The sequence below is a fragment of the Rhizobium cauense genome, assembly GCF_019511525.1.
GTDB lineage: Bacteria > Pseudomonadota > Alphaproteobacteria > Rhizobiales > Rhizobiaceae > Rhizobium > Rhizobium cauense.
In genome coordinates, this window is the sequence record NZ_JAEUAT010000019.1 from 109,236 (window position 1) to 131,658 (window position 22,423).

The 22,423-nt window shown below is 59.7% G+C and carries 22 protein-coding genes; 14 read left to right on the forward strand and 8 right to left on the reverse strand.

What is annotated here, in order from left to right:
- Together JNB88_RS27015 and JNB88_RS27020 are read left to right on the forward strand one after the other, a co-directional pair.
- Complete coding sequence (locus tag JNB88_RS27015) at positions 1-936, forward strand: lipid A biosynthesis lauroyl acyltransferase (RefSeq protein ID WP_220358133.1); 936 nt, start codon at positions 1-3, stop codon at positions 934-936.
- Between the two features lie 184 nt (positions 937-1,120).
- Entirely contained in the window at positions 1,121-1,840 is a 720-nt protein-coding gene (locus tag JNB88_RS27020) for a PAS domain-containing protein (RefSeq protein ID WP_220358134.1), read from the forward strand.
- On the opposite strand, the gene JNB88_RS27025 is transcribed toward JNB88_RS27020, so the two are convergent.
- The 3 genes from JNB88_RS27025 to JNB88_RS27035 form a co-directional block, all read right to left on the reverse strand.
- A complete protein-coding gene (locus JNB88_RS27025; RefSeq protein ID WP_220358135.1) occupies positions 1,841-2,194 on the reverse strand; it encodes a VOC family protein in 354 nt (117 codons plus the stop codon).
- A gap of 9 nt (positions 2,195-2,203) precedes the next feature.
- Positions 2,204-2,602, reverse strand: coding sequence for an SRPBCC family protein (locus JNB88_RS27030; protein ID WP_220358136.1), 399 nt, complete (start codon positions 2,600-2,602; stop codon positions 2,204-2,206).
- A 67-nt stretch (positions 2,603-2,669) separates the two neighbouring features.
- The gene (locus tag JNB88_RS27035) at positions 2,670-3,455 is read right to left on the reverse strand and encodes a helix-turn-helix domain-containing protein (RefSeq protein ID WP_220358137.1); all 786 of its coding nucleotides are present in this window, start codon (positions 3,453-3,455) and stop codon (positions 2,670-2,672) included.
- A 125-nt stretch (positions 3,456-3,580) separates the two neighbouring features.
- Between JNB88_RS27035 and gndA the strand changes: the two genes are divergently transcribed.
- A complete protein-coding gene (gene gndA, locus JNB88_RS27040) occupies positions 3,581-5,032 on the forward strand; it encodes an NADP-dependent phosphogluconate dehydrogenase (RefSeq protein WP_220358138.1) in 1,452 nt (483 codons plus the stop codon).
- A gap of 52 nt (positions 5,033-5,084) precedes the next feature.
- On the opposite strand, the gene JNB88_RS27045 is transcribed toward gndA, so the two are convergent.
- On the reverse strand, positions 5,085-5,642 hold the full coding sequence (locus JNB88_RS27045; RefSeq protein WP_220358139.1) for a cysteine hydrolase family protein: 558 nt from the start codon (positions 5,640-5,642) through the stop codon (positions 5,085-5,087).
- A gap of 61 nt (positions 5,643-5,703) precedes the next feature.
- Positions 5,704-6,744: a LacI family transcriptional regulator gene (locus tag JNB88_RS27050; protein WP_220358140.1), complete on the reverse strand. Its 1,041-nt coding sequence runs from the start codon at positions 6,742-6,744 to the stop codon at positions 5,704-5,706.
- Positions 6,745-7,200: 456 nt separating this feature from the next.
- Between JNB88_RS27050 and JNB88_RS27055 the strand changes: the two genes are divergently transcribed.
- The 11 genes from JNB88_RS27055 to JNB88_RS27105 all read left to right on the forward strand — a co-directional run bounded on the left by JNB88_RS27055 (position 7,201) and on the right by JNB88_RS27105 (position 19,856).
- A complete protein-coding gene (locus JNB88_RS27055; protein ID WP_220358141.1) occupies positions 7,201-8,436 on the forward strand; it encodes an ABC transporter substrate-binding protein in 1,236 nt (411 codons plus the stop codon).
- A gap of 212 nt (positions 8,437-8,648) precedes the next feature.
- Positions 8,649-9,551, forward strand: coding sequence for a carbohydrate ABC transporter permease (locus JNB88_RS27060; protein ID WP_220358142.1), 903 nt, complete (start codon positions 8,649-8,651; stop codon positions 9,549-9,551).
- Positions 9,544-10,470 (forward strand): ABC transporter permease subunit, encoded by a 927-nt coding sequence (locus tag JNB88_RS27065; RefSeq protein WP_037128499.1) that lies wholly within the window; start codon positions 9,544-9,546, stop codon positions 10,468-10,470. The genes JNB88_RS27060 and JNB88_RS27065 overlap by 8 nt, the downstream gene beginning before the upstream one ends.
- A gap of 3 nt (positions 10,471-10,473) precedes the next feature.
- Positions 10,474-11,559, forward strand: a complete 1,086-nt coding sequence (locus JNB88_RS27070; RefSeq protein ID WP_037128496.1) for an ABC transporter ATP-binding protein — start codon at positions 10,474-10,476, stop codon at positions 11,557-11,559.
- Between the two features lie 122 nt (positions 11,560-11,681).
- Entirely contained in the window at positions 11,682-14,147 is a 2,466-nt protein-coding gene (locus JNB88_RS27075; RefSeq protein WP_220358143.1) for a beta-mannosidase, read from the forward strand.
- Between the two features lie 42 nt (positions 14,148-14,189).
- Positions 14,190-14,951, forward strand: a complete 762-nt coding sequence (locus JNB88_RS27080) for a sugar phosphate isomerase/epimerase family protein (protein WP_220358144.1) — start codon at positions 14,190-14,192, stop codon at positions 14,949-14,951.
- A gap of 8 nt (positions 14,952-14,959) precedes the next feature.
- Positions 14,960-16,093: a Gfo/Idh/MocA family protein gene (locus JNB88_RS27085; protein ID WP_220358145.1), complete on the forward strand. Its 1,134-nt coding sequence runs from the start codon at positions 14,960-14,962 to the stop codon at positions 16,091-16,093.
- Positions 16,094-16,160: 67 nt separating this feature from the next.
- Entirely contained in the window at positions 16,161-17,192 is a 1,032-nt protein-coding gene (gene mgrA, locus JNB88_RS27090; RefSeq protein WP_220358146.1) for an L-glyceraldehyde 3-phosphate reductase, read from the forward strand.
- A gap of 95 nt (positions 17,193-17,287) precedes the next feature.
- Complete coding sequence (locus JNB88_RS27095; protein WP_220358147.1) at positions 17,288-18,901, forward strand: glycoside hydrolase family 43 protein; 1,614 nt, start codon at positions 17,288-17,290, stop codon at positions 18,899-18,901.
- A 14-nt stretch (positions 18,902-18,915) separates the two neighbouring features.
- Complete coding sequence (locus JNB88_RS27100; protein WP_222858152.1) at positions 18,916-19,425, forward strand: GNAT family N-acetyltransferase; 510 nt, start codon at positions 18,916-18,918, stop codon at positions 19,423-19,425.
- Between the two features lie 119 nt (positions 19,426-19,544).
- Positions 19,545-19,856 (forward strand): RcnB family protein, encoded by a 312-nt coding sequence (locus JNB88_RS27105; protein ID WP_220358149.1) that lies wholly within the window; start codon positions 19,545-19,547, stop codon positions 19,854-19,856.
- 49 nt (positions 19,857-19,905) lie between these two features.
- Here JNB88_RS27105 and JNB88_RS27110 read toward each other — a convergent pair whose 3' ends face one another.
- From JNB88_RS27110 to znuA, 3 genes are all read right to left on the reverse strand, one after another.
- Entirely contained in the window at positions 19,906-20,073 is a 168-nt protein-coding gene (locus tag JNB88_RS27110; protein WP_220358150.1) for a hypothetical protein, read from the reverse strand.
- Positions 20,070-21,275, reverse strand: a complete 1,206-nt coding sequence (locus tag JNB88_RS27115; protein WP_220358151.1) for a GTP-binding protein — start codon at positions 21,273-21,275, stop codon at positions 20,070-20,072. Before JNB88_RS27115 ends, JNB88_RS27110 begins: the two co-directional genes overlap by 4 nt.
- 78 nt (positions 21,276-21,353) lie before the next feature.
- Entirely contained in the window at positions 21,354-22,340 is a 987-nt protein-coding gene (gene znuA / locus JNB88_RS27120; protein ID WP_220358152.1) for a zinc ABC transporter substrate-binding protein ZnuA, read from the reverse strand.
- Between the last annotated feature and the right edge of the window lie 83 nt (positions 22,341-22,423).

Here is a 22,423-nt window from a genome sequence, read left to right on the forward strand (position 1 = left end):
TTGAAGCTCTTCATCACTAAGATCGTGCTGGCCCTCATCCACTTTCGCCAGTGGTTGATCGCCCAGGCAATGTTCGGTTTCCTGAACTTCCTGAAGCTGTTTCCCGCTGACGGTGCGATCAATTTTGCGGATTGGCTGACGCGCAAGCTCGGCCCGCGCACGAAGCGCCACCGGTTGATGCTGACCAATCTCCGCAATGCCTTTCCCGAAAAGGGTGATGCCGAGATTGAGGAGATCGCCTTGGCGAGCTGGGGCAACATGGGGCGGCTCGCCGCCGAGTACGTGTTCCTCGACCGGCTGTTTGATTTCGAGTATCAGCGCGAAGAACCGGGCCGGGTCGAAGTTTCCGGCATACCGATCTTCATCGACCTGCTCGAAAATCCGCGGCCGTTCATCGTATTTACGGGGCATACGGGCAACTTCGAGCTGCTGCCGGTGGCTGGTGCAGCGTTCGGTCTTTATGTGTCCGTGCTCTTCCGACCACCGAACAACCCCTATGTCGCGCAGAAGGTCTTCGACTTTCGAAGCGCCCGCATGGGCAAGCTCGTGCCATCTCATGCCGGTTCGTCGTTCGCGCTGGCGCGGCAGTTGGAAGCCGGGCAGGGCGTGGGCGTGCTGGTCGACCAGAAGTTCGGCAAGGGACTGAATACGAAGTTCTTCGGCCTCGACGTAAAAACCAATCCGCTGCTTGGGAAGCTCGTTCGCCAGTTCAACTGCGACGTCTATCCGGCGCGATGCATCCGTCTTCCGAACAATCGTTACCGGTTGGAAATCGAGCCGAAGCTCGAAATGCCCCGCGACGCCAACGGAAACCTCGATATGGTCGCGACTGCGCAGCTGCTGAACGACAAGGTGGAGAGTTGGGTACGGGAGTATCCCGAGCAGTGGCTCTGGTATCACGACCGTTGGCAAATAAAGCACAATGTACTGAAGTAAACTGCCGTCGATACCTATATCTTGTCATTGAAAAACATGCACCTGCGTTCATTGAATATGAACTTGCGTCATGTTACCGGTTACCATCAAGGCGAGTAGCTAGGCGCTGTTGGCTTCAACTTGCGTTATGCAAAGCTCAGTCGATCTCGGTCGTATTCTGTCATGGAATGCATTTGGAGGCGTCTTGCTGGGGCTTTTTCGAGCGTTCTCACTGTGTTGTGCGCAGATCGACGCGGCAATCGCTGCGGGCGATGACGTACGCGTAAGTATGCTGGATTGCTCGGTCGAGCCGCTGGTCGACGCAATCCTCGGACATCCCGCTACAAGCATTCTCGAAGTTCACATGCAGCTGGAATTCGTCAGTTGCCTTATCGACCAGTATGCCGAGGACAGCGAGGCCGTCCGTGGCTACGTCGCGCTGCTTTCCGAACTTATGGCGAAGTATTTCGGAGCTGCTGCGCCGCGTTGGAAGATGCCGCCGGTGGAACGTTTGCCCGTTTCCGATCCATTCGCGTTTACGCCCGATGTCGACAACGGCAATTTCCTGAATGCAGCAATCCTCGATGCAATACCGGACCGCGTTGCGGTACTGACGCGGGACTATCGCTATCTCTATTCCAACACCGTTAACTCGACGTATCTCGGCAGGAAGCCGATCGACATGATCGGGCGTCACCTGATCGAGTTCATCGGCGAGAAGCGCTTCTATGAGGGTGCCAAGGCGAAGCTTGACGCTTGCTTTGCAGGCGGCCGAAGCGACTACGCTTACCAACGCCGCGAGAATGGCAATGTCCGAACTGTCCGCTGCCGCATGTCGCCGCTGCGTGACGCATCTGGAAGCGTGATCGGGGCGCTGATCATCCTCCAACACGCTGGCGCCGCGGCGTCGACTGTCGTTGCCTGATCAGCTTTTCGTCCACACGGCAAGCTCGTATCCGTCCGGGTCGGAGAAGTGAAAGCGGCGACCACCGGGAAACGCAGTGATGGGGCGCACTATCTTTCCGCCGGCAGTCTCTATGCTTGCAAGAGCAGCTTCGAGGTCGTGGGTGTGGAGGACGACAAGCGGTCCTCCGGGCCTCGGCGCTCCCAGTGTTGTAAAGCCACCCTTGAGCCGCCCGTCATCGAACTCGCAGTATTCAGGGCCGTAGTCTGTGAAGGACCAGCCGAAAGCTTTGCCGTAGAAAGCCTTCGAGGCATCGATGTTGCCGACATTGAATTCCACGTAGTCGATCCGGCGGTCGCCCGGTGCCGTAGTCATGCTCGCCTCCTATCCTTCCATCAGTGCCTTGAGAGCCGCCAGATCCCTGGCGACGTGGGCGGCGTCGGCGTCGAACTGCTCGTCCGTCATGCCGGGAATGCGCAGCAGGGTAAACATGATTTCGCAACCATCGCCGTTCGGCACGATCCTCAGTGCGTTATAGACCCGCAATCCGCTTTCGATCGTCACCGTGTGGTCGATGACACCGAACTCGTTGTGTGCGACGAAGCTGACCTTGACAGTGCCGAGCACGCCTTCTGCAATCCAGTCGTCGCCGCTGCGCTCCAGCCCTGAGGCCAATCCCGTCGCCCAGAGCGGCATGTTCTCCGGAGCGGCTGCAAAGTTATAGACGTCCCGCCAATTCCGATTGATGGAACGGTGGATGATCCTTGCGGGCATCGTAGACATGGCGATTTCCTGTTGCTCTTGGTGGAGATAGCAGAACGAACGGTTTCGTATTGAATAAAACGGACGTTCAGCCGGAAATCTGCTGCTGAAGCTGCATTGGCGTCAGCGTGGAAATTTCACGTGCGTCCCGGGTCATATGAGACTGATCGGCATAGCCGGCCGCCAATGCCAACTCCACGAGCGGAATGGCCTTCCTGTTCCGGCAAAGGCCGAGCATGCCCTGAAACCGGCGAATTCGCCCAAGCGTTTTCGGTCCATAGCCGAAATGCGTGTGACAACGTCGGCGGAGTTGGCGGGCGCTGATGGAGAGTTCGTCGAGCATCGCGTCGGCTACGCTCCCTGATAGCGAAAGGTCGCTCGCCCGGTCAAAGACAGAGACCATATCGTGGGCTGGTTCAGCGCGTTTCGGCGCCTCCTCCTCAAGTGCCGCTTTCAACTGCAGCAGGCGTTCTTGCGGCTCGGCGCAGCCCAGCCGTTCATTCAACCTCAAAGCCGCCGCACCCCACAAATCCTCCAGGGGAATGGATTGACCGACGATGTTGGAGAGAGGGACCTTGAGCCAGTCAGCGGCTGCCCCCGGAGCGAACCGCGCGCCGACGATCCGCTCGCCACCGGCAATGGACGGAAAGGCACTGCTACGGTCCGGTCCGGCAACGACAAGCCTGCCACCGATCCAGACGATGTCACAAAATCCGTCCGGCACGATTGCAATCCTGCGCCCGGGGCCAACGTCGATATCGTGTGACCATAGGCAGTGAAAATGAACCCTAAGCACGGGCGTGGGCGCATACTCCCTGTAAAGACCGGCACGTGACGCCAAAACGGCGGCCTCCTGTGGTGCTGCGCGGCTCATCGTTCCCATTCCTGTTAGTCTGCCGGAGAATATGGCTTAGTTTGCAATGCGGGCAATACGAGACCGATTCGAAGCCGAATCGAACTTGCCGTTTGAGCCAGAGAGTGCCACAACACCGGTCCAAAATGACTCATCGGAGGTGTATCGTGGAAAAGGCAGAAATCGGGCTGATCGGCCTTGCCGTCATGGGGTCCAACCTGGCGCTCAACATTGCGGAAAAAGGCAACAAGATTGCCGTCTTCAACCGTACACCTGAGAAAACAGATGAATTCTACGAGAGCGCCGGCGATCTGAAAAAGCAGATCATTCCCTGCAAGACAATCGAAGAGTTCGTCGAAGCAATCCGCCCACCGCGTCCGATCATCATCATGATCAAGGCCGGCGAGGCCGTCGATCAGCAGATGGAAGCGCTTCGCCCCTATCTTTCCAAGGGCGACATCATGATCGATGCCGGTAATGCCAACTTCCGCGACACGATCGCCCGTTTCGATCGCTTGAAGAACACCGACCTGACCTTCATCGGCATGGGGGTTTCGGGCGGCGAGGAAGGTGCCCGCCACGGTCCGTCGATCATGGTCGGCGGCACGGAAGACAGCTGGAAGCGCGTCGAGCCTGTGCTGACCTCGATTGCCGCCAAGTACAAGGGAGAGCCCTGCGTCGCCTGGCTCGGCAATGACGGCGCCGGCCATTTCGTCAAGACCATCCACAACGGCATCGAATATGCCGACATGCAGATGATCGCCGAAATCTACGGCATCCTGCGCGACGGCCTCGGCAAGAGCGCCAAAGAGATTTCCGGCGTTTTCGGCGACTGGAACAAGGGCCGCCTGAACTCCTACCTGATCGAGATCTCCGAGAAGGTACTGGCAGCGACCGACCCGATCTCCGGCGGCGCCATGGTCGACATGATCCTCGACAAGGCCGGCCAGAAGGGCACCGGCAAGTGGTCGGCGATCGAAGCGCAGAACATGGGCATCCCGGCAACGGCAATCGAAGCGGCTGTTGCCGCCCGCAGCCTGTCATCGATGAAGACCGAGCGCGAGGCCGCCGAAAAGATCTTCGGTAAGCCGGAATACAAGTTCCCGATCGCTTACGGGCCAGAACTCAACAAGGATCTGGAACTGGCACTCTTCGCCGCCAAGATCGGCGCTTATGCCCAGGGCTTCGCGGTGATGGCGGAAGCCTCGCGCGAGTTCAAGTGGTCGTTGCCGATGCCCACGATCGCCAAGATCTGGCGCGACGGCTGCATCATCCGCTCGCAGTTCCTCGACGAGATCACATCGGCCTTCACGCATGCTCCGGATGCGGCCAACCTGATCGTGACGCCTGCTTTCTCCGAGATGGTCAAGGAATCGCTGCCGGCGCTGCGCCGCGTCGTCGGTGCCGCCCTTCAGGCCGGTCTGCCGGTTCCGGCACTCACCTCGGCTTTGACCTACTTCGACGCCTATCGCCAGGGCCGCGGCACCGCCAACCTGATCCAGGCACAGCGCGACTTCTTCGGCGCGCATGGCTTCGACCGCCTCGACGGCAAGGACTTCCACCACGGCCCATGGGGCAGTGGTGCTTCAACGTTCTAAGATCGCCTGAGTTTGCCAGCCGGGTACGCCCGGCTGGCCTCCAGCCTCCGCTTCAGAAGCGAATATCCGCCATCGGGCGAACCAGGATGCGGGCATTGCCAGCGTCGAAATCGTCAAGCGTTTCGTTGTGGTGTGCGACGATATCGGCGAAATCAAGCGTTCCGGAATCGGCCGTCGTGTGGCCATCGCCAACCAACGTGACATCATAGCCGAGCGACACGGCGCGCCTCACTGTCGTATCGACGCAAAACTGTGTCATGCAACCGCCAACGATCAAATGCGTCACGCTCCGCTCTCGCAGTCTGTCGGCAAGATCCGTTTCAAAGAACGAATCCGAGCTCCTCTTATGAACAACGGCATCACCTTCGGCGGGCGACAGTTCCGGCCGAATGGCCCAGCCGTCGGTGCCGACTTCAAGCCGGTGGCCTGGGTCTCCATCGTGCTGGACGAGGACGACAGGTGCACCGGCGCGATGGGCTTCGGCCCGAAGCAGCTCTAGCCGCTGAACGGTTTCATTCAGCGCCGCATCGATGATGGGCTGGCGCTCGGGGGTGCCTTTTCCTGACAGAATTGCATTCTGAACGTCGATAATCAGCAACGCCTTCGTCATGGCTATGGCCTCTGTTGGATAGTACAAATCTCGGTCACTGCCGTGGTGTGCGGAAGTCTGTCTAATTGCCCTTCCGCGACCACACGGGTTGGCTGATGCTTTGCAGCAGCTCTGGCTCTATACCGTCAATGCGCGCGATGACGGCCTTCGCCATTTCCCGCCCGGCATGGCGGACATCCTCATAGGCCGTGATGATTTCGGGCCGGATCCAGTTGAGAATCGGCGCCGATTCCTTTGAGACCATGTCGACATCCTGGCCAAGCCGCTTGCCGGCAGCCTCTATGCCGGCGTTGACGGCGATAGCAGCGCTTCCTGCTGAACAGACGATGCCGTCAGGCGCATTCGGCGCGCGCATCATCACCTCGACAGCGTTGCGGATTTCCTCCAGCGGATTGTCGATCGTGACGCGCAACGGCACTTCCTCGGCGCCATAGTCATGCAGGCCCGTCTGGAAGCCGATGCGGGTGTGCGTATAGTAGGTCAGCTTGCTTGGTGGCTGGAGGATGGCGATGCGTTTGCGGCCTCTGCCGACCAGTTTCTCGACGGCCTGATGGGCGAAGGCTTCATTGTCGAAATCATGAAAGGGATGGCTAAGTCCAGAATCGGTGCGGCCGTGCGTGGCAAAGGGCATGTTATGTTCGACGAGCAGGCGAACGCGCGGATCGTCAGGCTCGATGCGCGAGATGATGACGCCGTCAGCCGATCCGGTTTCCAGGATGTAGCGCACCGGCAGCATCGGATCCTTGCTGTGAGAGTGTGGGGTAACGACGATGTGGTAGGGCGTACCGGTCAGCACTTCGGAAATCCCGAAGACCATCTGGCTGCTGAAGCCCATGATTTCTTCATCAATGCTGAGAACGAGCGCGATGACATTTGTCTTGCCCGTTCTAAGGCGCACGCCGGCCCGGTTTGGCTGGTAGCCGAGCTGGCGGGCGACCATTCGCACGCGCTCCTTGGTTTCCGCGCCAATATCAGGAGCATCCTTCAGTGCTCGAGACACCGTCGTCACTCCAAGCCCGGTCATGAAGGCAATGGTCTTCAGCGTCGGCCGTTCTCGAGTTGCCTCGGAAGCCGCTCCTGCAAAATTCGCTTTGTTTTCCATCCCTCTAGGCCGTCCTGCGCGATTTCGTCCCGCTTATAGAGTCTTTTCGAAGCGCTGTAAGCACAAAGAACGCAATAGCTGCCTCGTCTCCTCAAGGCGCAAAATCTGTAACGATACAGTTGAAATGTCGAGGGCTTTTTGGTGGCCGGTTATTGCGTTTGCTCGCATTGGTTGAATTCGGAAATTTTGCCCGAATTTTTTGCATGTGCGAGCATCTGTTTGAAGTTCTGGTGCTAGGTGTCCATAAATAAAATAATAAAAACAAATGTATAGTTTCGTTGTGCGCGTGCTAAGGTGGTCGCATATCTTTGCCGCAGCCTGTTGAAAATCAATGCGTTTCGGCAGGCAATGGTAGCAATTGGTCGCCAAAAGAAAAATTTTGGGGGAGGGCTGTTGCACCCAAATATCGATTGAACTAAGTTTTTCCGGCAACGTTTCAGTGAGGGAGGAGAACTCATGAATTTTCGTTTGATGGCGGCTGCGCTTGCCGCTTCCGTCGTGCTGCCGCTCGGTGCGGCAAATGCGACCGATCTTGAAGTCACCCATTGGTGGACATCCGGTGGCGAAGCTGCCGCCGTGGCGGAATTCGCAAAGGCATTCGATGCGACCGGCAACAAGTGGGTCGACGGTGCAATCGCCGGTTCCGGCGGCACTGCGCGTCCGATCATGGTCAGCCGCATCACCGGTGGTGACCCGATGGGTGCCACGCAGTTCAACCATGGTCGTCAGGCAGAAGAACTGGTTCAGTCCGGCCTGATGCGCGACCTCACCGACGTCGCGACTGCCGAGCATTGGAAGGACATCATTCGTCCGTCGAGCCTGCTCGATTCCTGCACGATCGACGGCAAGATCTATTGCGCTCCCGTCAACATCCACTCCTGGCAGTGGCTGTGGCTCTCGAACGCGGCCTTCAAGAAGGCTGGCGTCGAAGTGCCGAAGAACTGGGACGAATTCGTCGCCGCCGCACCGGCGCTTGAAAAGGCAGGGATCGTTCCGCTCGCCGTCGGCGGTCAGCCGTGGCAGGCCGCTGGCGCGTTCGACGTGCTGATGGTTGCCATCGCCGGCAAGGATACCTTCCATAAGGTGTTCAAGGACAAGGACGCTGAAGCGGCCGCTGGTCCTGAGATTGCCAAGGTGTTCAAGGCTGCCGACGACGCTCGCAAGATGTCGAAGGGCAGCAACGTCCAGGATTGGAACCAGGCAACCAACCTCGTCATCACAGGCAAGGCCGGTGGTCAGATCATGGGTGACTGGGCACAGGGCGAGTTCGCGCTGGCCGGCCAGAAGGCTGGCACCGACTACACTTGCCTTCCGGGCCTCGGCGTGAACGAGATCATCTCCACCGGCGGTGATGCGTTCTACTTCCCGCTGCTCAAGGATGAAGCCAAGTCGAAGGCGCAGGACGTTCTCGCCAAGACGCTTCTCGATCCCAAGACGCAGGTTGCCTTCAACCTGAAGAAGGGCTCGTTGCCCGTTCGCGGCGACGTTGACCTCGCGGCCGCCAACGACTGCATGAAGAAGGGTCTCGACATCCTGTCCAAGGGCAATGTGATCGAAGGCACGGACCAGCTTCTCTCGGCTGACAGCCAGAAGCAGAAAGAAGACCTCTTCTCGGAGTTCTTCGCTAATCCGTCGATGACGCCGGAAGACGCTCAGAAGCGTTTCGCCGAGATCATCGCTTCTGCCGACTGATCGTCGCATTCCGACACTGTAGCGATCCGGCTCCGTCAAACGGAGCCGGATTTCCCGGAACTCCCATCGTGATCCGGGTGCGGCAGTGACCGAGGTTCATTCGCGCGTCCATAGTCGCCGTTCGACCTTGGTATGGGAGTGAAAGAGGGGGCGACCGGCAGACGGTTCGCCGCTCTGGATCACAGATGAATTGCGATTCAGGAGGAGTCACAATGACGGGTCAAGCGAAAGCAGGCCGGCCAAATCAACTACTGCGCAATCTGAATTCGAAGATTGCGTCCATTCCGATGATCCTTACCGCCTTGGTCATTTTCCTCGGCGGCACGGCTTGGACGGTGTTCTACTCATTCACCAATTCGAAGCTCCTTCCGCGGTTGAGCTTCGTGGGCTTCGACCAGTATGAGCGCCTTTGGGCTGCGCCTCGCTGGATCGTTTCCATCCAGAATCTTGCCGTCTACGGCGCTCTCTCGCTCATATTCAGCCTTGTCATCGGCTTTGTGCTGGCGGCGCTGATGGACCAGAAGATCCGGTTCGAGAATACGTTCCGCACGATCTTCCTTTACCCTTTCGCCCTGTCCTTCATCGTGACCGGCCTTGTCTGGCAATGGGTGCTCAATCCTGAGTTCGGCATTCAATCGGTGGTCCGTTCGCTCGGCTGGACGAGCTTCACCTTCGACCCGCTCTATACGCCAAGCATTGTCATCTATGGCATCCTGATTGCCGCTCTCTGGCAGGGGACAGGGCTTGTCATGTGCCTGATGCTCGCCGGTCTGCGCGGTATCGATGAAGACATCTGGAAGGCCGCGCGTGTCGACGGTATCCCGATGTGGAAGACCTATCTCTTCATCGTCATCCCCATGATGCGGCCGGTGTTCATCACGACGCTCGTCATCATCGCCAGCGGCATCGTCAAGGTCTACGACCTCGTCGTAGCGCAGACATCGGGCGGTCCCGGCATCGCGTCGGAAGTGCCGGCAAAATACGTCTACGACTACATGTTCCAGGCGCAGAATCTGGGGCAGGGCTTTGCTGCCTCGACCATGATGCTGATCACCGTTGCGATCATCATCATTCCCTGGGCCTACCTGGAATTCGGAGGGCGTAAACGTGCCTGATGCTATTGCTCTCAACACTGCCGCGTCCGGCAAGTCCGTATCCGGCCCCAGCGGTCCGAAGCCGAAGCGCGTCATTTCTCCGCGCAACATCATGCTCTACGGCACGCTCTTCGTTGCCGCTGCATATTACCTGCTGCCGCTTTACGTGATGATCGTCACGTCGCTGAAGGGCATGCCTGAGATCCGGCTTGGCAACATCTTCTCGCCGCCTGTCGAGATCACCTTCGAGCCTTGGGTAAAAGCCTGGGCAACGGCCTGCACCGGTCTAAACTGCGACGGTCTCTCGCGCGGTTTCTGGAATTCGGTGCGCATCACCGTTCCCTCGGTGGTCGTTTCGATCGCGATTGCCTCGGTGAACGGCTACGCGCTCGCCAACTGGCGCTTTAAGGGATCGGAGCTGTTCTTCGCGATCCTCGTCGTCGGTGCGTTCATTCCCTACCAGGTGATGATCTATCCGATCGTTATCGTGCTGCGTGAACTCGGCATCTACGGAACGCTGACCGGCCTGATCATCGTACACTCGATCTTCGGCATGCCGATCCTGACGCTGCTGTTCCGAAACTACTTCGCATCGCTGCCGCAGGAGCTTTTCAAGGCTGCGCGTATCGACGGGGCGGGGTTCTGGCAGATCTTCTTCAAGATCATGCTGCCCATGTCGCTGCCGATCTTCGTCGTCGCCATGATCCTGCAGGTCACCGGCATCTGGAACGACTTCCTGTTCGGCGTGGTCTTCACCCGTCCGGAATACTATCCGATGACCGTGCAGCTCAACAACATCGTCAATTCTGTCCAGGGCGTGAAGGAATACAACGTCAACATGGCCGCAACGATCCTGACGGGTCTGGTGCCGCTCGTTGTCTACTTCGTATCGGGACGTCTGTTCGTCCGTGGCATCGCCGCCGGCGCAGTGAAAGGCTGATCCATGAATTCGAGCGTTTCCATCAAAGACCTTTCGTTGAATTTCGGCGCTGTCAGCGTTCTCAAGGATCTCAATCTCGAGATCAACGACGGCGAGTTTCTCGTGCTGCTCGGTTCGTCCGGCTGCGGCAAGTCCACCTTGCTCAACTGCATCGCCGGCCTGCTTGACGCTTCCGACGGCCAGATCTTCATCAAGGGCAAGAACGTCACCTGGGAAGAGCCGAAGGACCGCGGCATCGGCATGGTGTTCCAGTCCTACGCGCTTTATCCGCAGATGAGCGTCGAGAAGAACCTGTCCTTCGGCCTGCAGGTCGCCAAGGTGCCGCAGCAGGAGATCGACAAGCGCGTGGCGCGCGCCGCCGAAATCCTGCAGATCCAGCCGCTCCTGAAGCGAAAGCCGGCCGAGCTTTCGGGCGGCCAGCGCCAGCGCGTCGCCATCGGCCGTGCCCTTGTGCGCGATGTGGATGTGTTCCTGTTCGACGAACCGTTGTCGAACCTCGACGCCAAGCTGCGTTCGGAGCTGCGCGTCGAAATCAAGCGCCTGCACCAGTCGCTGAAGAATACGATGATCTACGTGACCCACGACCAGATCGAGGCGCTGACGCTCGCCGATCGTATCGCCATCATGAAGAACGGCATCATCCAGCAGCTTGCCGATCCGACGACGATCTACAACAGGCCGCGCAACCTCTTCGTCGCCGGCTTCATCGGCTCGCCGTCGATGAACTTCCTGCGTGGTGAGATCACGAAGCAGGGAGATCAGACGTTCTTCACCGCCAATGGCGTTAATTTCTCCATCGCTGAGTACGACACGCCGGAAACGCTGCAGGCCGGCCGCAAGGTTATCCTCGGGGTTCGTCCGGAACATGTGAAGGTCAACGAGAACCTCGGTGCCGAGGTTCACGATGCGACTGTTGACATCGAAGAGCCGATGGGCGCCGACAACCTGCTCTGGCTGAAGCACGCCGGCCACACGATGTCGGTGCGTATCAATGGCGCGCGCCGCTTCAATCCCGGCACGGCCGTCAAGCTCGGTTTCGATATGTCGTTGGCGTCGATCTTCGATGCCGAGACCGAGCTGCGCCTTTAGAAACCGCAATGCGGGCGGAGCTCTGGTTCCGCCCGTTCGTCCAATCGGCCATCTGGCCACCAAGTTCGGCTGCGGCTCGCTTGTGCGGGCATTCCCAAGCGCGGCCCGATCAGGATACTGCTATGACATCCTTGCCGACAAACGGGTTCAACCTCGACCTTTCCGGATCGTGGACTCTCAGCTCAGCCGATGGCGAAGTTACGACGGCGATTACACTGCCGGGTGATGTGCACACTGCGCTGCATGCCGCCGAGCTTATTCCGGATCCCTATTTTGGCCGCAACGAGGAAGTCATCCAGTGGGTGGCGCATCGCGACTGGGTTCTTGAGCGCAGTTTCACGCTGTCGGAGCCGGATGGCGACTGGTATCTCGATATTGATTATCTCGATACGGTGGCCGCTGTCTTCATCAACGGCTCGCCGGTCCTGCTCGCGGACAACAGCTTCCGGCGCTACCGGCCTGATGTCGGCGGCCAGCTGAAGGCCGGCGACAACGTTATTCGTATCGTGCTGCACTCGAGCATCGCGGCAGGCGCCGACCGGCAAGCGAGGCAGCCTTTCTATATTCCCTATTCGACAGGTAATTCGCCGATCCCCAACGGCAACATGCTGCGCAAGCCGCAGTGCCATTTCGGCTGGGACTGGAACATCGCCATCGCTCCACTCGGCCTCTACGGGAGGATCGCACTGCGCAAGCTCGAAACGGCTCGCATCGAGCACGTCACGACGCGGCAGGTTCATAACCTCAATGGTTCCGTAAACCTCCAAGTAACCGCGACCCTGTTTGCCAAGAATCCGGGCATCGTGCCCGTGCATTTCTCGCTCGATGGCGAGCGCATTCGTCTCGACGTTGGTGTCGGAGCCGGCGAAACGGTCGTCAATCATGTCTTCGAAATCGAGAAGCCGCGGCTCTGGTGGCCGGCGGGCAGCGGCGAGCAGGCGCTTTATGCGCTGACGGTCGATTTGCCATCGGATGCCGTCACCAAGCAGATCGGTCTTCGCACCGTCGAACTGATCACGACGCCGGATGCTGCTGGCGCCCGTTTTGCGCTGAAGGTGAACGGCCGGGAGATCTTTTGCCGCGGCGCCAACTGGATCCCTGCCGATGCGCTGTTTTCGCTCTCGTCGCCCGAAAAGACCGAGGATCTCTTGCAGTCGGCCAAATCGGCCAACATGAACATGATCCGTGTCTGGGGCGGCGGCTTCTACGAACACGATCATTTCTACGATCTCTGCGACCGGCTTGGCCTCATGGTCTGGCAGGACTTCATGTTCGCCTGCAACCTCTATCCCTCGACCGAAGACTTCCTCGATAACGTTTCGCTCGAAGTTGACTATCAGGTCCGCCGCCTGAACTCGCATCCGTCGATCGCGCTCTGGTGCGGGGACAACGAACTCGTGGGGGCGCTGACCTGGTTCGAGGAATCGCGCAAGGACCGCGACCGCTATCTAGTCTCCTACGATCGCCTGAACCGCGTGATCGAGCAGGCGATGAAGAAGGCAGCCCCTGATGCGATCTGGTGGCCGTCGAGCCCGGCATCCGGCTATCTCGATTTCGGCGATGCCTGGCATGCCGACGGTTCCGGCGACATGCACTACTGGTCGGTCTGGCATGAGAACAAGTCGTTCGACAATTATCGTTCAGTGCGTCCGCGCTTCTGCTCGGAATTCGGTTTCCAATCCTACACGTCGCTGCCCGTCATCAAGACCTATGCCGACGCCAAGGACATGAACGTCGCGTCTCCGGTCATGGAACTGCACCAGAAGAATGCGGGCGGCAACGAGCGTATTGCCGGGACCATGTTCCGCTATTTCCGCTTCCCGAAGGATTTCCCGAACTTCGTCTATCTCAGCCAGATCCAGCAGGGTCTCGCGATCAAGACGGCGGTGGAATACTGGCGGTCGCTGAAGCCGCATTGCATGGGCACGATCTACTGGCAGCTCAACGACACCTGGCCTGTTGCCTCCTGGTCGAGCCTCGATTACGGCGGCCGCTGGAAGGCGATGCACTATCTAGTCAAGCGCTTCTTCCAGCCGGTGGCGGTCGCCGCCATCCCATCGGAAGACGGCAAGCAGATCCGTTTCTCGCTGGTCAACGATACGCTCGCAGAAGTGAGCGTCGACCTGTCGATCTCCGTTATCGACATGAAGGGCGAGCGCAAGCACCTGAAGGATGTGCAGGCGGTCTGTACGCCTGACGCTGCGGTGACGGCCACCAGCATCGACGTGTCGGAGATCCCCGCGGGCACGCTGCTTGCCTGGCGCTTTACCGCATCGAATGGGATGGGCGGCGAGGGGCACTATGTGCACGGCACCTACAAGGCGCTGGAACTCGAGCCGGCGGGCCTGATGGTCACGCACGAATATGTCGAGGAAGACGGCTCCGTCTGCCTCAACGTCACCGCGAAGGGACTTGCGCTCTTCGTGATGATCGAGACCGACACCGACGGCAAGTATTCCGACAATGCCTTCGATTTGGCGGCGGGCGAGACGCGCCGCATCACCTTCACCCCGGCAACGCCGCTCGAGGGCGGCGCGCTACCGGATTTCCGTTTCTACGACCTGCAATCCTGTCAGTCCGTGGATTGATCCTGACTGAAATGTAATGGGCACGAGGCCCGAGGAGGAATGATGACGAAACTGAGTTTCCAGCTTTACAGCGCCCGCAACTTCCAGCCCTATTCGGCGATCTTCGAAAAGCTCGGCAAGGCCGGCTACCAGGAAGTCGAAGGCTTCGGCGGCATCTACGCCGATCTCGACGATGCCGGCCTGAATAGCCTGCGTGCGGAACTGGACAAGAACGGTCTTGTCATGGCGAGCGGCCATTTCAGCCCCGATTTCCTGGACGGCGAAGTCAAGAAGTCGCTGAATATCGCCAAGATCCTCGGCATGGACTCGATCTATGCGCCGCATCTGGCCGCCGAGCAGCGCCCGACCGATGGTGCCGGCTGGCTGGCATTCGGCAAGCGCCTGCAGGAAATGAGCAAGCCGTACAAGGATGCGGGCTACGAGTTCGGCTGGCACAACCACGACTTCGAATTCGTGAAGCTCGCCGACGGTTCGCTCCCGATCGAGCGCATCTTCGAAGGCGCGCCTGACATTTCCTGGGAAGCCGACATCGCCTGGGTCGTTCGCGGCGGTGCGGATCCGTTTGCGTGGATCGAAAAGCTCGGCTCGCGCATCACCTCTGTTCACGTCAAGGACATTGCACCTGCAGGTGAGAACAAGAACGAGGATGGCTGGGCAGACGTCGGCCACGGCACGCTGCCCTGGGCAAAGCTCATTGCGGCTCTCAAGGGCACCAAGACCAAGCATTACGTCGTCGAGCATGACAATCCGGCTGATGTCGATCGCCTGATCACCCGCTCGATCGCATCCTTCAAGACCTACTGAGGCACATCATGACCAAGGAACTTGGCGTCGGCATCATCGGATGCGGCAACATCTCCACCACCTACTTTTCGCTGGCCCCGCTTTTCAAGGGACTCAAGGTTGTGGCTTGCGCGGATATCAACGTGCAGGCTGCCCAGGCACGCGCCGAGGAATACGGCGTCAAGGCGCAGACGATCGACGAGCTCCTCGCCAATGACGAGGTTGACGTCGTCGTCAACCTGACCATCCCGGACGCGCATTTCCCGGTTTCGAAGGCGATCCTCGAAGCCGGCAAGCATGTCTATTCGGAAAAGCCGCTGGTTCTCACCCTCGAGCAGGGTGAGGAGCTGCGTCGCATCGCCAAGCAGAAAAACCTCTCCGTCGGTTGCGCACCTGACACCTTCCTCGGTGGCGCGCATCAGCTCGCCCGCAAGTATATCGACGAAGGCGGCATCGGCCGCGTCACCTCTGGCGCGTGCTACGTCATGAGCCCGGGCATGGAAATGTGGCATCCGAACCCGGACTTCTTCTTCCTGCCGGGCGGCGGCCCGATCCTCGATCTCGGCCCGTACTACATCGCCAACCTGATCAACCTGATAGGACCGGTGAAGCGCGTCGGCGCCATGACGTCCATGGCGTCCGAAACCCGCACAATCACCAGCCAGCCGCGTCATGGCGAAATCATCCCGGTGAAAACGCCGACGACGATCCAGGCGATCCTGGAATTCGTCAGCGGCGCGACTGTCACGCTGACGGCGAGCTGGGACGTCTGGTCTCACCGCCATGCCAACATGGAGCTCTACGGTACCGAGGGCTCCATCTACGTGCCGGATCCGAACTTCTTCGGCGGCGTTGTCGAAGCCAGCGGCACGGACAAGGACATCAAGCCTGTCGAAGGCTGGGAGCATCCGTTCGGCATCTTCAACCAGGAGAGCCCGCAGGGACCGCGCGCCAACTACCGCACTGCCGGTCTTGCCGACATGGCGATGGCGATCATCGAGGGCCGCGATGCCCGTTGCTCGCTCGATCGCACGCTGCACGGCGTCGACGTCATGACGTCGATCCTGAAATCGGGCGAAGAGGGCCGCTTCATCGAGCTGACGACGACCTGCACGCAGCCAGCCGCGCTTGGCATCGAAGAAGCACAGGCGCTCTTGAAGTAAGCGTCCAAAGGACTATGGTCCGGCGCGGGCGACGAGCCCGCGCCTTTTTGCTTAAAGGATCAGAATTATGAGCTGGCAACCGGCTTCCGACCGCTATTCAAAGATGAAGTATAACCGCACGGGCCGTTCCGGCCTGAAGCTGCCGGCCGTTTCGCTCGGCCTCTGGCATAATTTCGGCGGCGACACGCCGCATGACCGCAAGATCGACATGTGCCGCACGGCCTTCGATCTCGGCATCACGCATTTCGACCTCGCCAACAACTACGGCCCGCCTCCCGGCAGCGCCGAAACCGCGTTTGGCGAAATCCTGCGCACGGAATTTTCCGGTCTGCGCGACGAGCTGATCATTTCGTCCAAGGCAGGCTACGACATGTGGCCGGGTCCTTATGGCGAGTGGGGCAGCCGCAAGTATCTGATCGCTTCCTGCGACCAGAGCCTGAAGCGCATGGGCCTCGATTATGTCGACATCTTCTATTCGCACCGCTTCGACCCGGATACGCCGCTGGAGGAAACCTGTGGTGCGCTCGATCATATCGTTCGTTCCGGCCGTGCGCTCTATGTCGGCATTTCGTCCTACAATTCGCAGCGCACCCGCGAGGCCGCTGCCATCCTCAAGGACCTCGGCACGCCGTGCCTGATCCACCAGCCGAGCTATTCCATGCTCAACCGCTGGGTCGAGGACGACAAGCTGCTCGATACGCTTGATGAGGTCGGCATGGGCTCGATCGTGTTCTCGCCGCTGGCGCAGGGCATGCTGACGACGAAGTATCTCGGCGGCATTCCTGGCGATAGCCGTGCGGCGCAGAACCACTTCCTGAAGAAGGACTTCATCCGGCCTCAGATCATCGACAACATCCGCAAGCTCAACGAGATCGCGGAACGCCGCGGCCAGACGCTGGCGCAGATGGCGATCGCCTGGGTGCTGCGAGGGGACCGCGTGACATCAGCGCTGATCGGCGCCAGCCGCTCGTCGCAGATCGTCGATTGCGTCAAGGCGCTCGACAATCTCGACTTCACTGCAGAAGAGCTCAGGGAAATCGATGGCTACGCCCGTGAGGCTGACATCAATCTGTGGGCCAAGTCCGCGGAACGCGAGTAACCTGAGCGCCCGGAACGACCTTCCGGGCGTTTTTTGAATGAGTTTTGATGTACGTGCCGCAAGCTGCGCGCGTATTTCAGGGAGGAGCTTTCACCATGATCCGCAACCCGATCCTGCCGGGCTTCAACCCGGATCCATCCATCTGCCGCGTCGGCGACGACTACTACATCGCCACCTCGACGTTCGAATGGTATCCTGGCGTCCAGATCCATCATTCGCGCGATCTCGTGAACTGGACGCTGGTGCGCCGTCCGCTCGAGCGCCAGTCGCAGCTCGACATGCGCGGCAATCCTGATAGCTGCGGCGTATGGGCTCCCTGTCTTTCCTATGCCGATGGGCTGTTCTGGCTGGTTTATACCGACGTCAAGCGTTTCGACGGCAACTTCAAGGACGCGCACAACTACATCGTGACGTCGCCAACGATCGAGGGCGACTGGTCCGAGCCAGTCTACGTGAATTCCTCCGGTTTCGACCCGTCGCTGTTCCACGATGATGACGGCCGCAAGTGGTTCCTCAACATGCAGTGGAACCACCGGACGGAGAGCTTCGGCGGTGCGCCGAAGTCGCCGGCCTTCGACGGCATCCTGATGCAGGAATGGGACGCAACGACAAAGTCGCTGAAAGGGCCGATCAAGAACATCTTCGCGGGAAGCCCGCTCGGTCTGGTCGAAGGACCGCATCTCTTCAAGCGCAACGGCTACTACTACCTGACGACTGCCGAGGGCGGCACCGGCTACGATCATGCCGTGACGATGGCGCGTTCGCGTACCATCGACGGTCCCTACGAGATGCATCCGAACAAGCACCTCATCACCTCGAAGGATCATCCGGAAGCCGTTCTGCAGCGGGCAGGGCACGGCCAGTATGTCGAGACGCCTGATGGACAGGTCTACCACACGCATCTCTGCGGCCGTCCGATGCCGCCGAAACGCCGCTGCACGCTGGGGCGCGAAACCAGCCTGCAGAAGTGCGTCTGGAAGGAGGATGGTTGGCTCTATCTCGAAAATGGCACCACTGTTCCCGATGTCACCGTGCCGGGACTGGCTGGCGCCGTGCCCGCCGAGAAGCCCATGCGCAGCGAATACAGTTTCGACGGCGGCAGCCTGCCTGCCGACTTCCAGTGGCTGCGTACGCCGAAGCCGGAGCGCATCTTCAACCTGACGGACCGGGCAGGGCACTTGAGACTGATTGCGCGCGAAAGCATCGGCTCGTGGTTCGAACAGTCTCTGGTCGCGCGTCGGCAGGAGCACCACAGCTTCCGGGCGGAAACGGTGGTTGAGTTCGACCCCGACACCTACCAGCAGGTCGCCGGCCTGACCCACTATTACAACAGGCACAAATTCCATGCGATCGGCGTGACCCTGCATGAAAAGCTGGGGCGCTGCGTCACGATCTTTTCCTGCGATGGCGATTACCCGAACAGCCGCCTGAGCTTCCCGGCAGGCAGCGGCGTCGCCATTCCGGCGGGGGGACGCGTGCAGCTTTCCATGGAAATCAGGGACAACGACCTGCAGTTCTTCTGGCAGACGGAAGGCAAGGGGGCGTGGCAGCCAATCGGTCCGGTCCTTGATGCCGGCGTCGTTTCCGATGAAGGTGGGCGTGGCGAGCATGGCTCGTTTACCGGCGCCTTCGCCGGCGTCTTCGCCTTCGATACGTCGGGGCGTGCAAAGACGGCAGATTTCGACTGGTTCAATTACGACGAGCTGTGAAGCGGAGGGCGCAGATGACCGAAATCACCATAGAGCCGATCTCGGACAAACACATCGAGGGCTTTCACCGTGCGCTCGACACAGTTGCCCGCGAGCGGCGCTATTTGACGTTCTTGCAGGCGCCGCCGCTCGAAAGCACGCGCGTCTTCGTCAGAGACATGATCGAAAACGGCCACTCGCAGTTCGTGGCGTTGTCGGATGATGAGGTGATCGGTTGGTGTGACGTTCGTCGTCATTCTCAACCGGTCCATGCGCATGGCGGTGCACTTGGTATGGGGGTACTGCCTGGCTTTCGCGGGCAGGGCCTTGGGGAGCGGTTGATAAGGGCGACAATTGATGATGCACAGCGGAAAGGATTGGCCAGAATCGAGCTCGGTGTTCACGCAGACAATGCCCGCGCCATCCGCCTCTACGAGCGCGTCGGTTTCATCCGCGAGGGAATAGGAACGGATGCAGTGTGCATTGATGGGCGCTTGCTTGACGTCATCCGCATGGCACTGATCCGCCGCTTCTCTAGCGACTAAAACATTAGAATGATTTAATAAGCCATTGTTCTGATTACGGAAATTTAATAAAAATTTCAGTTTCGGTTCATCTTTTTGGGCCTAGGTTCTGGGCGTGTTCAACACAAAGGAACCTCCCAATGAAAAAGCTCACCACCCTCCTTCTCGCCGCTACTGTGATTGCCGCTCCGCTGCTGGCAACGACCGAAGCGAGCGCTCAGGATCATCGTCGGCCGGTCGTTGTGGAGCGCGATGTTCACGTCAAGAAGTATAAGTGGTCGCGCGGCCATCGCATGACGCAGGCCGAGCGCCGCAACATGCGCGATGTGCGAGACTATCATCGCTACCGCCTTTCGGCTCCGCCGCGCGGCTATCGTTGGGTACAGGTCAACAACGACTTCCTGCTCATCGGCTCGGTCAACGGCGTGATCGCGAATATCGTCATTCGCTAAGCACAACACTTGATATCTGGAAGGGCGGCTTGAATGCCGCCCTTCTGATTCAATCGGGCGCCTGTTTGCGCAGGAGCCGCTGCATCGCGGCGCCTAGCCGAGCAATGGCGCCTGTTTCGACTTCCGCTTGTCGCGGTGCAGCCAATCCCTCGATCGGCGGCAGAGTGTCGCATTCCTCGCAGTGACAGCGATAGGGTTTCGGAGCTTGCGCCGTCACGCCACGCGCTCTCCCCAACTCGCGAAGGGATCAGGCAACCCGCGCCACTTTTCAGGCGCAAAGGTCTCCTCTGGCACAAGGCAGGCGTCGAGCTGCCTCCTTATCCAATCCTCATCCATCGGATCGCTGCCTATGAAGACGATCTCCTGCCGGCGGTCGCCCCAGACGGGGTCGAGATAGGGCGATATGGCCGTCAGGAAGCGTTGATCGTCAGGCCATCGCTCGCGCGGCACCGACGACCACCAGAGCCCCATCTTGCCTGTCCGCAGCAGCGCTCCGGCCTGGCTGACTTCTCCGACGTGATGCGGGCGCGTCGCCAGCCAGAAGAAGCCCTTCGCCCTGACGACCCCGGGCCAAGTGGTATCGAAGAAGCGCTGCAGCTTGGCCGGTTCGAAGGGCCGCTTTTCCCGATAGACGAATGAGCGGATGCCGTATTCCTCGGTCTCCGGCACATGGTCGGAAAAGCCATGCAACTCCTTGTACCAGAGGGGATGCGTTTCGGCGTGATCGATGTCAAAGCGTCCCGTTCCCAGCACGTCGCCAAGGTCTACCCGGCCGAAGTCGGTTTCGACAAGTCTGGCATCGGGATTGAGTCCGACGATGATCTGGCGAGCCGCCTGGCGTTCAGCCGACGTCGCAGTGCCGATCTTGTTGAGGACGATCACATCGGCGAATTCTATCTGCTCAACCAGCAGGTCGATGATCGTCCTGACGTCGCCATCGCCTGCTGTTTCGCCGCGATCGGCCAGAAAGTCCGCAGACGCATAGTTCGAGAGCAGGTTGGCGGCGTCGACCACCGTGACCATGGTATCGAGCCTTGCGATGTCGGAGAGGCTTTCGCCGTTCTCGTCGCGGAACTCGAAGGTCGTCGCGACCGGCAGCGGCTCGGCAATTCCCGTCGATTCGATCAGGAGGTAATCGAAGCGTCCCTGTTCCGCCAGGTGGCGGACTTCCTTCAGCAGATCGTCACGCAGCGTGCAGCAGATGCAGCCGTTGGTCATCTCCACCAGTTGTTCGTCGGTTCGTGACAGGTTCGCGCCACCGTCGCGCACCAGAGCCGCGTCGATGTTTACCTCGCTCATGTCGTTGACAATGACCGCGACGCGCAAACCCTGCCGGTTTCCAAGGATGTGATTGAGCAGCGTTGTCTTGCCGGCGCCGAGAAAGCCCGACAGCACCGTTACGGGAAGCTTCTTATCCACTTAATATCTCCATTATGTTATACCATTACATATGGCGTGCTGAAAAAGGCGGACTGCTAGGTCCGCCTTTGCCGCCTTTCAGCTTTCCCGCGAAAGGCAATCCTTCATGCTGTTGGCTAGGCCACGCATGAGGTTGAAATAGAGGTCCGGCCCGGCATCGAGCGTGGCGGCCTCGGGATCGAGGACGCCGGCCTTGGCCTTGGTTCCCTCGATCACGACATCGACCAGTCGCGGCTGGAACTGGGGTTCGGCGAAGACGCAGGTGGCGCCGAGTTCACCGACCTTCTTGTGGATCTCCGCAATGCGTTCCGCGCCGGGGATCGTTTCGGGGCTGACGGTGATCGAGCCGGCGACCCGCACATGATAACGGTTCTCGAAATACTGGTAGGCGTCGTGGAAGACGATGAACGGCTTGTCCTTGACCGGTGACACGATGCCTGAAATTTCCGTGTCCAGCGCGTCAAGCTTGTCGTCCAACGTCTTGGCGTTGGCCTGGTAGGTGAGGGCATTCGCGGGGTCGGCAGCGACGAGGGTGGTGGTGATCTCGGCAGCCATCGCTTTGGCATTTTGCGGATCAAGCCAGAGATGGGTGTCGAATGCACCATGATCGTGGTCATGATCGGCGTCTGCATGGGCATGGTCGTGTCCATCGCCGTCATGATGATCTTCACCGTCGTGGTCGCCGTCATCGTGGGGTTCGAAGGCGCCGCCTTCGCGGAACTTGAGCTTCGTGAGACCGGGCGCCTTGTCGAGCTCGGCGACGACGGCGTCTGATCCGATGGCTTCCAGAGGCTTCTCAAGGAATGCCTCGAGGCCCGGGCCGACCCAGAACACCACCTTGGCGTTCTGCAGCGCCCGCGCGTTCGACGGCTTCATATTGTAGGTGTGCGGAGAGGCGGCGCCATCGACGATCAGTTCCGGGGTGCCGACACCCTGCATGATCGCCGATACCAGCGAATGAACAGGCTTGATCGAGGTGACCACGACAGGCGCATCCGCCGTTCTACCCGCATCGGCAAAGAAGATGGCAGGGACTGCGAGGGTAAGGGCCATCGCGAATTTCATCGGTGTACTCCGCTTGAATTGCAATTGTAATGTTATTACATCAATTGCGTTATGCTATAACGTGTGCGATAGCAAGTCGCAAC

Coding starts and splice junctions, on each gene's coding strand:
- JNB88_RS27050 (WP_220358140.1), bottom strand. CDS start 6,744: ATGGAAAACAAAGCGAATTTTGCAGGAGCGGCTTCCGAGGCAACTCGA.
- gndA (WP_220358138.1), top strand. CDS start 3,581: ATGACTCATCGGAGGTGTATCGTGGAAAAGGCAGAAATCGGGCTGATC.
- JNB88_RS27100 (WP_222858152.1), top strand. CDS start 18,916: ATGACCGAAATCACCATAGAGCCGATCTCGGACAAACACATCGAGGGC.
- JNB88_RS27095 (WP_220358147.1), top strand. CDS start 17,288: ATGATCCGCAACCCGATCCTGCCGGGCTTCAACCCGGATCCATCCATC.
- mgrA (WP_220358146.1), top strand. CDS start 16,161: ATGAGCTGGCAACCGGCTTCCGACCGCTATTCAAAGATGAAGTATAAC.
- JNB88_RS27105 (WP_220358149.1), top strand. CDS start 19,545: ATGAAAAAGCTCACCACCCTCCTTCTCGCCGCTACTGTGATTGCCGCT.
- JNB88_RS27045 (WP_220358139.1), bottom strand. CDS start 5,642: ATGACGAAGGCGTTGCTGATTATCGACGTTCAGAATGCAATTCTGTCA.
- JNB88_RS27085 (WP_220358145.1), top strand. CDS start 14,960: ATGACCAAGGAACTTGGCGTCGGCATCATCGGATGCGGCAACATCTCC.
- JNB88_RS27035 (WP_220358137.1), bottom strand. CDS start 3,455: ATGAGCCGCGCAGCACCACAGGAGGCCGCCGTTTTGGCGTCACGTGCC.
- JNB88_RS27030 (WP_220358136.1), bottom strand. CDS start 2,602: ATGTCTACGATGCCCGCAAGGATCATCCACCGTTCCATCAATCGGAAT.
- JNB88_RS27025 (WP_220358135.1), bottom strand. CDS start 2,194: ATGACTACGGCACCGGGCGACCGCCGGATCGACTACGTGGAATTCAAT.
- JNB88_RS27075 (WP_220358143.1), top strand. CDS start 11,682: ATGACATCCTTGCCGACAAACGGGTTCAACCTCGACCTTTCCGGATCG.
- JNB88_RS27080 (WP_220358144.1), top strand. CDS start 14,190: ATGACGAAACTGAGTTTCCAGCTTTACAGCGCCCGCAACTTCCAGCCC.
- JNB88_RS27055 (WP_220358141.1), top strand. CDS start 7,201: ATGAATTTTCGTTTGATGGCGGCTGCGCTTGCCGCTTCCGTCGTGCTG.
- JNB88_RS27060 (WP_220358142.1), top strand. CDS start 8,649: ATGACGGGTCAAGCGAAAGCAGGCCGGCCAAATCAACTACTGCGCAAT.
- znuA (WP_220358152.1), bottom strand. CDS start 22,340: ATGAAATTCGCGATGGCCCTTACCCTCGCAGTCCCTGCCATCTTCTTT.
- JNB88_RS27070 (WP_037128496.1), top strand. CDS start 10,474: ATGAATTCGAGCGTTTCCATCAAAGACCTTTCGTTGAATTTCGGCGCT.